The 14,511-nt window shown below is 72.1% G+C and carries 14 protein-coding genes; 7 read left to right on the top strand and 7 right to left on the bottom strand.

Annotated features, from left to right (window positions below; genetic code table 11):
- Positions 1 to 48: 48 nt before the first annotated feature.
- Positions 49 to 1,749, bottom strand: coding sequence for a coenzyme B12-dependent isobutyryl-CoA mutase large subunit (icmA, locus tag FB457_RS26065; protein ID WP_047018187.1), 1,701 nt, complete (start codon positions 1,747 to 1,749; stop codon positions 49 to 51).
- Positions 1,750 to 1,899: 150 nt separating this feature from the next.
- Between icmA and FB457_RS26060 the strand changes: the two genes are divergently transcribed.
- Complete coding sequence (locus FB457_RS26060) at positions 1,900 to 2,241, top strand: DUF3817 domain-containing protein (RefSeq protein ID WP_047018186.1); 342 nt, start codon at positions 1,900 to 1,902, stop codon at positions 2,239 to 2,241.
- A gap of 54 nt (positions 2,242 to 2,295) precedes the next feature.
- Here FB457_RS26060 and FB457_RS26055 read toward each other — a convergent pair whose 3' ends face one another.
- Both FB457_RS26055 and FB457_RS26050 read right to left on the bottom strand, forming a co-directional pair.
- Positions 2,296 to 2,802 carry a MarR family winged helix-turn-helix transcriptional regulator gene (locus FB457_RS26055; protein ID WP_047018185.1) on the bottom strand — a complete coding sequence of 169 codons (507 nt, stop codon included), beginning with the start codon at positions 2,800 to 2,802 and terminating at the stop codon, positions 2,296 to 2,298.
- A 21-nt stretch (positions 2,803 to 2,823) separates the two neighbouring features.
- On the bottom strand, positions 2,824 to 4,164 hold the full coding sequence (locus FB457_RS26050; protein WP_253911431.1) for an MFS transporter: 1,341 nt from the start codon (positions 4,162 to 4,164) through the stop codon (positions 2,824 to 2,826).
- A gap of 81 nt (positions 4,165 to 4,245) precedes the next feature.
- Here FB457_RS26050 and FB457_RS26045 point away from each other — a divergent pair, with 81 nt between their 5' ends.
- On the top strand, positions 4,246 to 5,238 hold the full coding sequence (locus tag FB457_RS26045; protein ID WP_047018183.1) for an ArsR/SmtB family transcription factor: 993 nt from the start codon (positions 4,246 to 4,248) through the stop codon (positions 5,236 to 5,238).
- A 121-nt stretch (positions 5,239 to 5,359) separates the two neighbouring features.
- Complete coding sequence (locus FB457_RS26040) at positions 5,360 to 6,367, top strand: glycoside hydrolase family 6 protein (protein WP_047018182.1); 1,008 nt, start codon at positions 5,360 to 5,362, stop codon at positions 6,365 to 6,367.
- A 148-nt stretch (positions 6,368 to 6,515) separates the two neighbouring features.
- On the opposite strand, the gene glxA is transcribed toward FB457_RS26040, so the two are convergent.
- The 3 genes from glxA to FB457_RS26025 all read right to left on the bottom strand — a co-directional run bounded on the left by glxA (position 6,516) and on the right by FB457_RS26025 (position 10,841).
- The gene (glxA, locus tag FB457_RS26035) at positions 6,516 to 8,447 is read right to left on the bottom strand and encodes a radical copper oxidase GlxA (protein ID WP_047018181.1); all 1,932 of its coding nucleotides are present in this window, start codon (positions 8,445 to 8,447) and stop codon (positions 6,516 to 6,518) included.
- A gap of 3 nt (positions 8,448 to 8,450) precedes the next feature.
- Positions 8,451 to 10,364, bottom strand: a complete 1,914-nt coding sequence (locus tag FB457_RS26030; protein WP_145783473.1) for a glycosyltransferase family 2 protein — start codon at positions 10,362 to 10,364, stop codon at positions 8,451 to 8,453.
- Positions 10,365 to 10,496: 132 nt separating this feature from the next.
- Entirely contained in the window at positions 10,497 to 10,841 is a 345-nt protein-coding gene (locus FB457_RS26025; protein ID WP_145783485.1) for a DUF3817 domain-containing protein, read from the bottom strand.
- A 129-nt stretch (positions 10,842 to 10,970) separates the two neighbouring features.
- On the opposite strand from FB457_RS26025, the gene FB457_RS26020 reads away from it, so the two are divergent.
- Positions 10,971 to 11,609: an AIM24 family protein gene (locus FB457_RS26020; protein ID WP_078898453.1), complete on the top strand. Its 639-nt coding sequence runs from the start codon at positions 10,971 to 10,973 to the stop codon at positions 11,607 to 11,609.
- Positions 11,610 to 12,260 (top strand): AIM24 family protein, encoded by a 651-nt coding sequence (locus FB457_RS26015; protein WP_145783472.1) that lies wholly within the window; start codon positions 11,610 to 11,612, stop codon positions 12,258 to 12,260.
- A gap of 35 nt (positions 12,261 to 12,295) precedes the next feature.
- Here the strand turns inward: FB457_RS26015 and FB457_RS26010 are convergent, their stop codons facing one another.
- Entirely contained in the window at positions 12,296 to 13,498 is a 1,203-nt protein-coding gene (locus tag FB457_RS26010) for an RNA-guided endonuclease InsQ/TnpB family protein (protein WP_145783470.1), read from the bottom strand.
- A 14-nt stretch (positions 13,499 to 13,512) separates the two neighbouring features.
- Between FB457_RS26010 and FB457_RS26005 the strand changes: the two genes are divergently transcribed.
- Entirely contained in the window at positions 13,513 to 13,671 is a 159-nt protein-coding gene (locus tag FB457_RS26005) for an Arc family DNA-binding protein (protein ID WP_173534887.1), read from the top strand.
- 84 nt (positions 13,672 to 13,755) lie between these two features.
- Complete coding sequence (locus tag FB457_RS26000; protein ID WP_047018176.1) at positions 13,756 to 14,472, top strand: AIM24 family protein; 717 nt, start codon at positions 13,756 to 13,758, stop codon at positions 14,470 to 14,472.
- Positions 14,473 to 14,511 lie beyond the last annotated feature (39 nt).

Here is a 14,511-nt window from a genome sequence, read left to right as displayed (position 1 = left end):
CCGCGCGCGGACCGGCCCCCGCGCGCGGCCGGCCCGTGCGCGTACGGGTCAGAAGGCCGCCGGCTCGGTGTAGACGCCCCACTCGTCGCGCAGCGCGTCGCAGATCTCGCCGAGCGTGGCCTCGGCCCGTACCGCGGCGAGCATCGGCTCGATCATGTTGCCGCCGTCCCGGGCCGCCGTGAGCATGTCCGCCAGCGCGGCGCGCACCCGCGCGTCGTCGCGGGCGCCCCTGCGGACGGCCAGCGTGCGCACCTGCTCGCGCTCCACCTCGTGGCTGACCCGCAGGATCTCCAGGTCGCCGGTGACGGAGCCGGTGTGGCAGTTGACGCCGACGATCTTCTTGTCGCCCTTCTCCAGCGACCGCTGGTAGCGGAAGGCCGACTCGGCGATCTCGCCGGTGAACCAGCCGTCCTCGATGCCGCGCAGGATCCCGGACGTGATCGGCCCGATGGGGTGCCGCCCGTCGGGGTGGGCGCGCCGGCCGCGCTCGCGGATCTGCTCGAAGATCTTCTCGGCGTCGGCCTCGATCCGGTCGGTGAGCTGCTCGACGTACCAGGAGCCGCCGAGCGGGTCGGCGACGTTCGCGACGCCGGTCTCCTCCATCAGCACCTGCTGGGTGCGGAGCGCGATCTCCGCGGCCCGCTCGCTGGGCAGCGCCAGGGTCTCGTCCAGGGCGTTGGTGTGGAGCGAGTTGGTGCCGCCGAGGACCGCGGCCAGCGCCTCGACGGCGGTGCGCACGACGTTGTTGTACGGCTGCTGGGCGGTGAGCGAGACGCCCGCGGTCTGGGTGTGGAAGCGCAGCCACTGCGCCTTCTCGCTGCGCGCCCCGTATACGTCGCGCAGCCAGCGGGCCCAGATGCGGCGCGCGGCGCGGAACTTGGCGATCTCCTCGAAGAAGTCGACGTGGGCGTCGAAGAAGAAGGAGAGGCCGGGGGCGAAGGCGTCGACGTCGAGGCCGCGGGAGAGGCCCAGCTCCACGTAGCCGAAGCCGTCGGCGAGGGTGTACGCCAGCTCCTGCGCGGCCGTCGAGCCGGCCTCGCGGATGTGGTAGCCGGAGACGGAGAGCGGCTTGTACGCGGGGATGCGCTCGGCGCAGTACTCCATCAGGTCGCCGATGAGGCGCAGGTGCGGCTCGGGCTGGAAGAGCCACTCCTTCTGCGCGATGTACTCCTTGAAGATGTCGGTCTGCAGCGTGCCGTTGAGGACACCGGGGTCGACGCCCTGGCGCTCGGCGGCGACGAGGTACATGCAGAAGACGGGGACCGCGGGGCCGCTGATCGTCATCGAGGTGGTGATGTCGCCCAGCGGGATGTCCCGGAAGAGCACCTCCATGTCGGCGGCGGAGTCGATGGCCACGCCGCAGTGCCCGACCTCGCCCAGCGCGTGCGGGTCGTCGGAGTCGCGGCCCATGAGGGTGGGCATGTCGAACGCGACGGACAGGCCGCCGCCGCCCGCGCCGAGGATGAGCTTGTAGCGCTCGTTGGTCTGCTCGGCGTTGCCGAAGCCGGCGAACTGGCGGATGGTCCACGTCCGGCCGCGGTAGCCGGTGGCGTACAGGCCGCGGGTGTACGGGAACTCGCCGGGCCAGCCGATGCGCTCGAAGCCCTCGTAGACATCCCCGGGGCGCGGGCCGTAGACCGGCTCGACGTCGTCGCCGGAGAGCGTGGTGAAGTCCGCCTCGCGCTTGCGGGCCGCGTCGTAACGCGCCTGCCAGCGGCGCCGGCCCTCTTCCATGGCCGCAGCATCCATGCCCGTACCGCCTCTCTGCGCGCGGATCGCGCGGCGCATTTAATAGGACGTCCTACTAAGTGTTGCATGCCCCGGACCCGCGCGCGGCATACGCGGCCGGGGAGTGGGGGTGGTCACGGCGTGTCTCCGGCGGGGTTTAGGCTCGATGCCATGAAGAAGAGCGTCCTCACCCGCTACCGCACGATGGCGTACGTGACCGGCGTGCTCCTCGTCCTGCTCACCCTGGGCATGATCGGCAAGTACGCCCTGGACCTCTCCGGCGCGGACGGCTTCACCAAGGTCGTGAGCATCGCCCACGGCTGGCTGTACATCCTCTACCTGGTGTTCGCCTTCGACCTCGGCTCCAAGGCGAAGCTCCCGGTCGGCAGGCTGATCTGGGTGCTGCTCGCGGGGACGGTGCCGACGGCGGCGTTCTTCGTGGAGCGGAAGCTCACCCGGCAGGTCGAGCCGCTGGTCGTCCGCGAGGGCGAGCCCGCGGCGGCGAAGGCGTAGCAGGCGCAGGCGTCGGCAGGCGCGGCGAGGCGGGAGAGGCGCCGGCGCGCCGGGCTACTGCTCGAAGTCGCCCGCGGCTATCCGCAGCGGGCGGAGCATGGCGAAGATCTCCGCGCACTGCTCCTCGTCGTACGCGCTCAGCCCGAAGTCCATCGCCATCAGATCGCGGGTCGCCTGCTCGACGACCTCGCGGCCCCGGTCGGTGATCGACGCGAGCGTGCCGCGGCCGTCGTTGGGGTTGGGCCGCTTGGCCACGTAGCCGGACTTCACCAGCCGGTCGACGGTGTTGGTCACCGACGTCGGGTGCACCATCAGCCGCTCGCCGATCTTCGACATCGCCAGCTCGCCGGCCTTGGAGAAGGTGAGCAGAACCAGTGCCTCGTAGCGCGCGAAGGTCAGCCCGTACGGCTTGACGACGGCGTCGACCTGCGCCAGCAGGATCTGGTGGGCGCGCATCACCGACGTGATGGCCCCCATCGCGGGCACGGCTCCCCAGCGCTGGCGCCAGAGTTCATCGGCGCGCGCGATGGGGTCGAACGACAGGCTCAGCGGCTTCGGCACGTCGCCGACCCTACCGCCCGGTCACGTCGCGGTCAGCCCGGTCTCACCCTTCGGTCGGGTCCTGCGCACTTCCAGGCAGACCAGCAGCGAGCACACCGTGCCCGTCACACCGACCGCGGCGACGGCCAGGTGCACGGGGGCGAACTCCGCGACCGCGCCCGCGCCCGCCATGCCCACCCCCTGCAACGTCATCAGCCCGGCGGTCTGCAGCGTCATCGCCCGGCCGCGCATCTCCTCGGGCACGGCCGCGACGAACCACTGGTCGAGCCCGAGGGAGTACGAGATGCCGAAGCCGGTGAGCACCAGCAGCGGCAGCGCCCAGCCGAACGACGGGTGCGTCACGAAACCGATCGCGGGGACCGTGCACAGCACCGCCACCGGGAAGACGATCCGTTCCCGGCCGCGCGGGCCGAGCAGCGAGCCGGCCAGGATCTCGCTGGTGACCGCGCCGATCGGCATGCCGGTCATGAGCAGGCCGAGCCCGAGGGCGCCGATGCCGAGGTCGTCCGCGTACGCGGCGGCCAGCGCCTCGGGGGCGACGACGAAGGTCGGCGGGATCCAGGTGAGCAGCAGCAGCGCGCGGATGCGGCGGTCGCGCAGGAAGGTGCCGGCGGCGGCGAGCGAGGCGCCGACGGTGCTCGCGCGGCCGGGCGTCCCCGCGGCGGTACGGGCCGGGCGGGCGCGGGTGCCGAAGCGCAGCACCAGCGCCGAGCCGAGCATCCCCAGCGCCGTCAGGGTGAGCGTCGCGCGCGGGGAGAACGCCGCCAGCAGCCCGCCGAGGGCGAAGCCGGCGAGCTGCGCCGCCTGCGCGGTGAGCCGGATGACGGAGCGGCCGAGGACGAACCGGTCGCCGGTGCCGAGGATGTCGGCCAGCGTGGCGATCCGGGTGCCGGTGAAGACCGGCGAGATGACGCCCGCGACGCAGCGCAGCGCCAGCAGCGCGGCGACGGGCATCCCGGGCAGCACCATCAGCGCGAAGCAGACGGCCGCCAGCAGGTCGCAGGTCACCAGCACCCGGCGGGCCGGGAGGCGGTCGGCGATCGAGGACAGCAGGGTCCCGCCGACGAGGTACGGCAGCAGGCCGACGCCCAGGGTGAGCGCGCTCAGCAGCGGGGATCCGGTGCGGTCGTAGACGAGGACGGTCAGCGCGATGGCGGCGACGACCTCGCCGAGGATCGACATGACGTGCGCGGCGAAGACGAAGCGGAACTCGCGGACGCGGAAGACGTCGGCGTAGCGGGCGCGCGGGCCGGCGGGGGTGCCGGGGGGTGCGGCGGCGCGTACGCCGGTGCCGTCCCGGCCGGACGGCGGGGCCGCGGGCACGGGTGCGGCCGCGCCGTCCGGGGCTGTGGTGTCGCTCATCCCCGGAGCCTCGCCCGCTGCCGGTGGCGGGCCGTAGTCTTTCGGCACCAGCCGAATCAGTCAGCCGCGAGGGGACCCGCCGTGCCGATGTACATGCGCTTCGGCCCGGAGGACCTGCTGCGCTGCCGCTTCGCGATCTCCCCGGTCTTCGAGACCCACGAGGCGATACGGACGCTGCGCCGCACCGAGCGCCACGGCTACCACCGGCCGTGGCTGCGCAGCCTCGGCGACGCCGCCGCCGGGCTCGACCTCGCCCCGCTGTGGATCTTCATGCCGAACCCCGGTCCCGGCTACACCCCGGACTTCCTCGGCGGCCCGCCGCGGGACACGTACACCTCGGTGGCCGACGGCCTCGCCCGGCTGCGCGCCACCGACCCGGCCCTCGCGCACGCCGAGATGACCATGTCGTTCGGCACCATTCCCGGCGCCGCCGAGTCCCCGCTCGGCCGCAAGCTGCTCGCCGATCCCGCCGCCGCGATCAGCCTGATGGCCGACCTCACCGAGCGCGCCTGGCACATGCTGGTCGAGCCGTTCTGGCCGCGGCTGCGCGACCTGCTGGAGGCGGACATCGACTACCGCGCCCGGCAACTCGCCTCCGCCGGTCTCGGCGAGTTGTTCGCGCTGCTGCACCACCGGCTGTCGTACGCGGACGGCCTGCTCACCGTGAGCACCAAGAGCCGCGACCGCTACGAGCGCGACCTCGCCGGCGACGGCCTGCTGCTGATGCCGAGCGCCTTCGTCTGGCCGGACGTGGTGACCGGTTTCCAGCCGCCCTGGCAGCCCACCGTCATCTACCCCGCCCGCGGCGTCGGCAGCCTGTGGGCGGAGCCGGGCCCCGGGGCGGGGCAGGCGCTGGCGAAGCTGCTCGGCGGCGGCCGGGCCTCGGTCCTCGCCGCGCTCGACGAGCCGGCCTCCACCTCCGCGCTGGCCCGCCGCCTCGGCCTGGCCCCCTCCTCGGTCTCCGCGCACCTGACCGTGCTGAAGGCGGCCGGCCTGCTGACGTCCCACCGCGAGCGCCACCGCGTGCTCTACGAGCGCACGCCGCTCGGCGGCGCGCTGGCCGCGGGCGGCTGACGCCCATCCGGACGCCTCGGGAACGCGGCACCGGCCGCGCGGGCGCGGCGTTCTGTAGGGAAAGATCCGCTCATGTCACGATCGACGGGTTCTCTTTCGTCGCCTCCCGCGGGAGAAGTGCATGTCGGTGCGGATCCGTACGCTCCTCAGCCTCCTGCTCCTCGGGGTCCTGCTCGGCTGCGCGCCCGACGGCGGCGACGGGGACGGGGACGCGGCGCGGGACGGCGAGCGGGCGCGGCCGGCCACTGCGGCGAAGACGCCGTTCTGGGTGGACCCCGGCTCCCCGGCGGCCCGCCAGGTGCAGGCGTACAAGCAGCAGGGCCGGGCGGAGGACGCCGCGCTGCTGGAGCGGATCGCGAGCCGGCCGGTCGCCGAGTGGCCCGCGGGGCACGACCCCGGCGGCGACGTGCGCACCGCGGTGCGCGGCGCGGAGGCGGACGGGCGCACCGCGGTGCTCGTGGCGTACAACATCCCGCACCGCGACTGCGGCCAGCACTCCGCGGGCGGCGCCGCGGACGCCGCCGCGTACGAGCGGTGGATCGGCTCCTTCGCCGACGGCATCGGCGACGCGAAGGCGCTGGTGATCCTCGAACCCGACGCCATCCCGCACGTCGTGGACGGCTGCACCCCGCCGGAGCTGCACGAGGAGCGCTACCGGCTGATCTCCGGCGCCATCGCCCGGCTCAAGCAGCACCCGGGCGTCATGGTCTACCTCGACGCCGGGAACTCCTCCTGGATCGCCGACCCGGGCAAGCTCGCCCATGCGCTGCGGCAGGCCGGCATCGGCGCGGCCGACGGCTTCGCGCTCAACGTCTCCAACTTCCAGCGCACCGGAGAGCAGCTCGCCTACGGCCGCCGGCTCTCCGACCACCTGGACGGCGCCCACTTCGTCGTCGACACCAGCCGCAACGGCAACGGGCCGCTCTCCGGCGCCCCGGACAAGGTGTGGTGCAACCCCCCGGGCCGGGCGCTCGGCGAGCCGCCGACGACGCGGACGGGCGACGAGCGGGCCGACGCGTTCCTGTGGGTCAAGCGCCCCGGGGAGTCGGACGGGCCGTGCCGCGGGGGCCCCGAGGCCGGCGCCTGGTGGCCGGAGTACGCCCTGGGCCTGGCCCGCCGCGCGGGCTGAGCGGACCGGCGCGTACGGGCGGACCGGCGCGTACGGCGGAAAGACGCTCCCCGTGCGAGCGGGAGGCGCCCCCGGACGACGGGAGGCGCCTGCCCGCAGGGTGGTACGCCGGCGGGGCCGAGGGGCAGCGGCCCCGCCGACGGGCTTCTCAGGGCACGTGCACCCACTTCGCCTCGGACGGCACGCCCTTGCCGTCGGTGACGAAGAGCATGTACCAGCCGGGCGGCACCAGGCTCGGGTCCGCCGGCACCGTCACCGTCACCTTCCCGGCGCTCTTCTTCACGTCCAGCTGGACCGAGCGCTGCTCGACGTCCGTGACATGGGTGACGGAGCCCGGCCGGATCAGCCGCGCCTTCGCCACCCGCCCGGCCCCCTCGACCTCGTACGTCGCCTGCTGCCCGCGGCCCGGCCGCCCGGGACCCGCGCCGATCGACAGCCGCTCGCCCTCCTCGGCCTTGTACAGATACGGCGGCGTGAAGATCTCGATGCGCTTCTCGAAGGTGCCGGGCCGGGTGTTGGCCTTGTCGCCGAAGAGGGGGTCGGAGCCGAAGGTGGCCACCCGGCCGTCGGGGAGCAGCACGGCCTCGGAGTGGTAGTTCCGGCCGACCTCCGGGTCGGCGGCGCGGGTGAAGGAGTTGGTGCCCGGGTCGTAGAACTGGGCCTTGTGGATGTCGCTGTCGCCGCGGCCGCGGTAGTCGGCGGAACCGCCGCTGGTGAAGACCGTGTCGTCGGGCAGGATCACGCTGTTGAGGTACCGGGTGCCCTGCGGCAGGTCGGGGCCGTCCGCGTACGCCGGCCGGTCCTCGGTCAGGTCGATGATCGAGGTGCGCGGCGTCGACTTCGCCGACTCCCCCACCCCGCCGCCGCCGAGCACCATGACCTTCTGGTCCTGCGCGGGCGGCAGCAGCAGGGAGCCCGCGGTCTCCAGTTGGTCGGGGTCGGTCATGCCGGGCACGGTGGTGAAGGAGTTGTCCTTCAGGTCCCAGATGCCCGGCTTGCGGCCGCGGTCGGCCGGGCCGTAGCCGGCGTTGGCGCCGGAGTAGAAGAGCTTGCCGCCCGCGGTGAGGAAGAGCGCGGGGTACGTGGGGAAGTACCGGTTCGGCGCCTTGGACCACTTCTTGGTCTCCGGGTCGTAGACCTCGTTGTCGCCGTAGAGGATCTCGCCCGCCTCGTCGAGTCCCGAGACCGAGAGGACCTTGCCGTCGGGCAGCGTCACGAGGGTGGGGTACCAGCGGGCCTTGTCCATCGGGTCGACGCGCACGTAGCGCTCCCGGACCGGGTCGAACTCGAAGGTGTCCTTGATCCCCTGGAAGTCCTGCTTGTCCATGGTGAGCTTCTGCGCCAGGCCGTAGACGTTGTCCGCCTGCTTGCCCGTCAGGCCCTCGACGGCGTACTGCGCCTGCCGGTCCTGGACGTAGCCGCGGCCCTCCTCCTCGGCCTCGACGAAGACGTTGGCCTCCGCGGCGGTGACGACCGTCTTGCCGCGCTTGGCCGTCTTCTTCTCCGCGGCCGGGACGGTGACGGCGGCGGTGGTGCGGTAGACGAGCCCGGAGGGGGCGATGAAGCCGGTGCCCTTCTTGAGCCTGACGGGCTTGTCCGGGTTCTCGTTCTTCACCAGCATCCGGCCGCCGGCGCGCTCGACGTCGCCGTCGAGGAGCTCGTAGCGGGCGGTGCCGCCGGCGACGAGCAGCCGGCCGTCGGCGAGTTGGGTGTGGCCGGCGCAGAACAGGTCGGCGGGGGTGCGTATCTCCTCGTAGCTGTTCTTCTCCGGGTCCCACAGGACGGTGCGGAAGGTGCCGGCGTCGAACTGCTTCTGGTCGTTGCCCGAGCCGGCGATGAGCAGCACCTTGCCGGTGTGCAGCAGCGTGGCGTGGATGGCGTTGAGGTGGTACGAGTCCGGGGTGTCCTGCACCTGCCAGGAGCCGTACTGCCGCTGGTACCCCGGCCGGGATATTCGGTACTCGTGGTACTGCTCCTCGGCGAAGCCGATGGCGGCGGGGGCGTTGAGTGCCGCCAGCACCATGACCACGCCCGTGCCCATCGCCGCCTTCTTGAACCGTTTGCCGGGCCGGTACCCCATGGATCAGCTCCTCCCGCTCGTCGTCGCTGTGGTGGTCGCCGTCGTCGCGGTGGCCGTCGTCGCGGTGGTGGCGGCGGGGGCGGCCGTGGCCGGTGCCGCGGTGCCGCCGGCGCCCGCGGCCGCGTCCTCGGCCGCCCTGGCCGGCTTCCACAGCCTCGTCCGCAGCCCCCTGGCCCGGCCGCGTACGGCAGCGGCGGCGGCCACATCCGCCCGGCGCCGGGCGTCCTCGCGCCGGTTCGCGCTCCGCACCTGCCACGCGGACCAGACCCAGATCGCCACCGGCGCGAGCGCGATGCCCGCCCCGAGCACCGTCCACGTGCGCATCGCGACATGCGTGTGGCCCAGGACCAGCGACGCCAGGAACGAGGCCGCGAGGAGCCCCGCCCAGAAGAGATGGATACGGAACGTCGCCAGCCGGTCCGGGCTCGCGTCGCCGCCCTTGGGCGTGACCACGAACCGGCACGGCCGGCGTAGCACCGCCGCCTTGAAGGAGGTGAAGTAGATCGGCGCCGACATCGCTGACATCAGCATCCCGGCGAGGCCGCCGGAGCCCTCGGGCTCGTGCGGCGAGACGTTGTGCCGCCGGTTCCACAGGTAGAGGCCGATCTGCAGGGCCGCCGCGTCGCTGTAGAGCATCAGCCAGATCGAGGCCGGCACCTGGGTGCCGGAGGAGCCGAGCCAGAGGAAGAGGACGCAGCTCAGCGCGCCGAGGAGCCAGTTGACCGCGGTCATCGGGTAGTAGACGAGCATGAGCGAGTAGTTGAGGAGCCGCCGCAGGGGGAAGCGCCCCCTGCCGCGCCCGTACTGGCCGATGAGCGTCTCGTACGTGCCGCGCGACCAGCGCAGTTGCTGGGTGAAGAAGTCGGTCCAGGAGGTGGGCCCCTCGCCGACGGCCAGCACGTCCGGGGTGTAGACCGAGGACCAGTGGCGGCCGGTGGCCGGGTTGCGGGTGCGGTGCAGCTCGAAGCCGGTGGCCATGTCCTCGGTGATCGAGTCGTAGAGGCCGCCGATCTGCCGGAGCGCGGTGATCCGCACGGCGTTGTTGGTGCCGACGAACATCGGCGAGCCGTAGGCGTTGCCGGCGCGCTGGATCAGGGCGTGGAAGAGGTACTGCTGGCTCTCCGCGAACTTGGTGACGGCGGTGTCGTAGTTCCCGTAGACCTGCGGGCCGACGACGAAGGCGATGTCGGGGTCGCGGAAGTAGCCGAGCATCCGCTCCAGGTAGTTCGGCAGCGGCACGTGGTCGGTGTCGACCGAGGCGAAGAAGTCGTAGCCGTCGCCGTAGGCGGCCAGCCAGGCGTTGTAGTTGCCGTGCTTGGTCTTCGCGCGGTGGGGGCCCTCCTCGGCGTTCCACTGCGGCACGCCCTTGCGGCTGAAGTGGCGTACGCCCAGCTCCGCGCAGAGGGCCCGGGCCTCGGGGTCGTCGCCCTCGTCCAGCAGCCAGACGTCCAGCGGTCCGTCGTGCCGCAGCGCGACCGCGGCGGTGAGCGTGGCGCGCACCATGGCGAGGGGTTCCTTGCCGGGCACGTACGTGGTGAGGAACGCGACCCGGGTGCCGGGCTCCGCGGTGACCGGGACCGGGTCCCGGGCGACCATCGTGGCGTGCGCGATCGAGACGACGTTGACCAGCCGGAACGACTCGATCAGCCCGATCGATATGAGCATCACCGCGTCCGCGGTGAGCAGCCAGGGCGGGGCGCCGGTGCGCTCGGTCCAGTGCGAGGGCCAGACGAGGTAGAGCAGCAGGGCGCAGGAGAGCACCGGCGCGAGCGCCATGAGCAGGACCGCCCGGACCCGGTGGGGCTCGCGGGAGAGCAGGCGCGTGTAGCGCACCCGGTAGGGCCGGGACGGATCGGGATCCGTCAGCGGCCCCGCGAGGCGGCTGAACTTCTCGTAGTCATAGCCTTCCGGCCGCACGGTCCCTCCGCAGATACGACAACGCCGACATATCCCACCAAAAGCGGAAATTGACTGCGTGTCGAACCGGAGAGGGCCGTGCGGGGGTTTCCGTCCCGCGAAGGGGCCGGAAGAGGAGCCGGCGGGCGGCGGTCAGGTGCCGACGACACCCTCGCGGCGGGCGCGGTCGGCGATGATCCCGGCCTCCAGCTCGCGGCGCAGCATGCGCTCGGCGACGAAGCCGCCGCCGGGCAGCACGGCCAGGACGAAGTAGAGCGCCGCGCGCTTGAGCGGCCAGCGGGTGCGGTTCCAGGCGTCGGCGAGGAAGAGCACGTACCCGATGAAGAGCAGTCCGTGGATCATGCCCATGACCGGGACCGCGTCGAAGTCCGTGGTCCGCTTCAGCACGGAGCACAGGAGCAGCAGGAGGAAGGAGACCGCCTCGGGGGCCGAGATCAGCCGGAGGCGGCGGAGAGCGGATGCGGTGTCGATGTCCACAGGGTCCATGGGAGCAGCCTTCGGATCGTCCGGAATCCGGGGGATGTCCCCGGGCAAACTGGACCCCATTGTGTCAGCCGCCCATACCCGGCCTTCCGGGAGGGGTGGCCGAGCCGCTAGCGTCGCCCCGTGGCTCAGTTTCGACTGCAAGGCAGCAAGGTGCTGGCCGTGGACATGGCCGGCGACGCGGTGAAGGCGAAGAACGGCTCGATGGTCGCCTACGACGGCCAGATGGCGTTCAAGAAGCTCACGGGGGGCGGCGAGGGGATACGGGGGATGGTGACGCGCCGGCTGACCGGCGAGTCCATGGAGCTGATGGAGGTGAAGGGGCAGGGCACCTGCTACTTCGCCGACCGGGCCAGCGTGATCAATCTTGTCGGCCTCCAGGCCGACAAGCTGTACGTGGAATCGAGCAACCTGCTGGCGACCGACGGCGGGCTGAAGACGGGGACGAGCTTCACCGGGATGCGCGGCGCGAGCACCGGCACCGGGCTCTTCACCACCACGGTGGAGGGCACGGGACAGGCGGCGATCATGTCGGACGGGCCCGCGGTGGTGCTGCGGGTCACGCCGGGCACCCCGCTGGTCGTCGACCCGGGCGCGTACGTCGCGCACACCGGGCACGTGCAGCAGCACTTCCAGTCCGGCGCGACGTTCCGCACCCTCATAGGCGAGGGGGGCGGCGAAGGGTTCCAGATCCGCTTCGAGGGGGACGGGCTGGTCTACGTACAGCCCAGCGAGCGCAACACGGTGGGGGGTGCGGTCTAGATGCCGTTCCGGATGCTCAATTCGAAGATCGCCGAGGCGCAGGTGCTGCCCGGCCAGACGATGTTCAGCCAGCGGGGCGCGATGCTCGCGTACACCGGGCAGGTGAGCTTCACGCCCAACATCCAGGGCGGCCAGGGCGGGCTGACGTCGATGATCGGCCGCCGGGTGGCGAACGAGGCGACGCCGCTGATGACCGTCGAGGGCTCGGGCACGGTGATGTTCGGGCACGGCGGCCACGAGGTGCACGTGATCGAGATGGCCGGCGACACCCTGTACGTGGAGGCCGACCGGCTGCTGGCCTTCGACGGCTCGCTCCAGCAGGGGACGATGTTCATGGGCTCGCAGGGCGGCGTCATGGGCATGGTCCGCGGCCAGGTCACCGGCCAGGGACTCTTCACCACCACCCTCGCCGGCCACGGCGCGGTGGCGGTGATGGCCCACGGCGGCGTCCTGGAACTGCCGATCACCCCGCAGCACCCGGTGCACGTCGACCCGCAGGCGTACGTCGCCCACCGCGGCCAGGTGCGGAACAAACTCTCCACCGCCCTCGGCTGGCGCGACATGGTGGGCCGCGGGTCGGGCGAGGCGTTCCAACTGGAACTGTCGGGCAACGGCACGGTCTACGTGCAGGCATCGGAGGAGAAGCTTTGACATCCTCCCCTTCCTTGCGGGAGGGGATTCCTGGCTCAGGCTGCCTCCAGGGGCGGCGCCCCCGTGGGTCTTACGCCGTCGGCACCAGCCGGGTTGAGACCAGCCCGGAGCAGCATCACGCGGGCGGAGTTCTTGTCCCTGGGACAGAGGGCTCCGCACGTGGTGCAGGTGTAGGTGCGTTCCGAAAGAGGAAGTGCGTGCTTGGTTCTCGCTCCGCACGACGCGCAGTCCATGGTGGTGTGCGCGGGGTGTACGAGGCGGACGTCCCGCCCGTACTTGCGGCCCATCTCGATCAGGGCTTTCTTGGCGGCGCCGACGGCGGCATCAGCCGCCTTGCGTGCCATGGTCGACTTCGCGAGGAACCTGGGCCGGAAGTCCTCCACGGCGATCGCATCGTGATCCGCCACGACTTTCTTCGCCCACTTGCGGGCAGTGTCCTGCCGCTGCCGGGCTACCTTCTCGTGCAGCTTGGCTGCCTGCCGCTGCGCCTGGCGGTAACCGTTGGAGGCGGCCCGGCCCCTTCCGGGGCGACGGCGGGCCATCCGCTGGTAGCGGGCAAGTCGGTGCGCGGCGTTCTTCCCATGCCCGGGCTGGGGAAGGTCGTAGTCGTCGGAGGTCGTGGTGGCAATCTGCTTCACACCCCAGTCGATGCCGATCACCGCGCCCGTCGCGGGCAAGGGCACCACTGCGGCGGGGACGACGAACGAGCAGTGCCAGTGCCCCACCGCGTTCCGGTAGACGCGCACCGACGACGGCTCGGCAGGCAGTTCACGGGACCACACCACGGTCAGGACAATGTTCCCGGCGAGGTGCAGACGCCCGTCCTTGAGGCGGAAGCCGCGCCTGGTGTAGTTGAGGCTGGGCAGCGCGTCACGCTTCCGTTTGATTCTCGGCATGCCGGACCGCCGCCGCACCGGGATGCCGGCCTTGATGTCCTTCAAGGCCTTGGCACGGGACTTACCGAAGTCGCGGATGGTCTGCTGCTGCGGCACAGAGGAGCCGGCGCTCAGCCACTCCATGGTGGAGCGGGCCTCGGTCAGCATCTTGTCCAGCCGGGCGGGCCCGCACTTGTCACCCTCGGCGTGCGCCTTTCTGGAACGGGCCACGCATTCGTTCCAGACCCACCGGCACCGGGCCCACTCCCCCGTCAGAGCGGCGCGGGCGGACGACGACACGCGCAGCCGGTAGGTGTACCGGGCGTATCCGGCACCGTCCCGCTGCTGCCACGATGTCGCCATGGCATCATTCTAGCGTGGACAATGAGAAGCGGATCTCGCTCCGCCTACCGAAAGACCTGCATGAGCGCCTTGTTGAGCAGGCGCGCACGGACCGGAGATCCCTCAACTCCGAGATCGTCCACCTGCTTGAGATCACGCTCGGCCCCGCGAGTGGAGACGCCGGATCGTCCTGAGCACGATTCGGCCACCCCTGCCCTGCTGCGCAGGAGTCCGATTCCTCCCCAGTGCAAAGGCTGGGGCATCCTCGGAGGTGTCAGATGACCGCCGGACCCGTCGTCCACGACATGAACACGTTGCCGCGCAACGACAACGTCCACCCGTACGCCTTCAGCGTCGCGCTCGACGGGCAGTGGTTCCTGCAGAAGGGGAAGATGATCGCCTACTACGGGCAGATCTCCTTCGAGGGCGTCGGCCACGGGGCGTTCGACGGGCTGGTGGCCGGGAGCTTCCACTCGCCGCTGCACGCCGCGGACTGGGTGGTGGCGCGGGGCAGCGGCGTGATGGTGCTCGCGGACCGGGCGTTCGACGTCAACTCCTTCGACCTGGACGACGGCAACCTCACCATCCGCTCCGGGAACCTGCTCGCCTTCGAGCCGGGTCTGGAGCTGAAGCAGTCCATCGTGCCGGGCTTCCTGACGCTGATCGGCACGGGCAAGTTCGTCGCCGTCTCCAACGGCGCCGTCGTCTTCGTCGAGCCGCCGATCCGGGTGGACCCGCAGGCGCTGGTGGGGTGGGCCGACTGCCCGTCGCCGTGCCACCACTACGACCACGGGTACATGCAGGGCCTCCTCGGCGGGATCCGGGCGATGACCGGCATCGGCGGCGCGTCCGGCGAGGAGCACCAGTTCCAGTTCACGGGCGCCGGGCAGGTGCTGCTGCAGTCGACCGAGACGATGCAGGCCGGGCTGGCGACGGGTGCCGTGCCGCATCAGCAGGGCGTGCCGGGCGGCACGCCTGCGGCGTACGGCAGGTAGCGGAGGCGGCGGGGCGCGTACGGACCGGAGGCCCGGTCC

The organism is Streptomyces sp. CNZ287 (assembly GCF_007827615.1).
This window is presented reverse-complemented; position numbering and strand designations above follow the sequence as displayed.

Bases quoted from the DNA above. Each gene is read 5' to 3' on its own strand.
- icmA (WP_047018187.1), bottom strand. From the start codon at position 1,749: ATGGATGCTGCGGCCATGGAAGAGGGCCGGCGCCGCTGGCAGGCGCGT.
- FB457_RS26040 (WP_047018182.1), top strand. From the start codon at position 5,360: ATGTCGGTGCGGATCCGTACGCTCCTCAGCCTCCTGCTCCTCGGGGTC.
- FB457_RS26000 (WP_047018176.1), top strand. From the start codon at position 13,756: ATGACCGCCGGACCCGTCGTCCACGACATGAACACGTTGCCGCGCAAC.
- FB457_RS26010 (WP_145783470.1), bottom strand. From the start codon at position 13,498: ATGGCGACATCGTGGCAGCAGCGGGACGGTGCCGGATACGCCCGGTAC.
- glxA (WP_047018181.1), bottom strand. From the start codon at position 8,447: ATGGGGTACCGGCCCGGCAAACGGTTCAAGAAGGCGGCGATGGGCACG.
- FB457_RS26050 (WP_253911431.1), bottom strand. From the start codon at position 4,164: ATGAGCGACACCACAGCCCCGGACGGCGCGGCCGCACCCGTGCCCGCG.
- FB457_RS26015 (WP_145783472.1), top strand. From the start codon at position 11,610: ATGCCGTTCCGGATGCTCAATTCGAAGATCGCCGAGGCGCAGGTGCTG.
- FB457_RS26060 (WP_047018186.1), top strand. From the start codon at position 1,900: ATGAAGAAGAGCGTCCTCACCCGCTACCGCACGATGGCGTACGTGACC.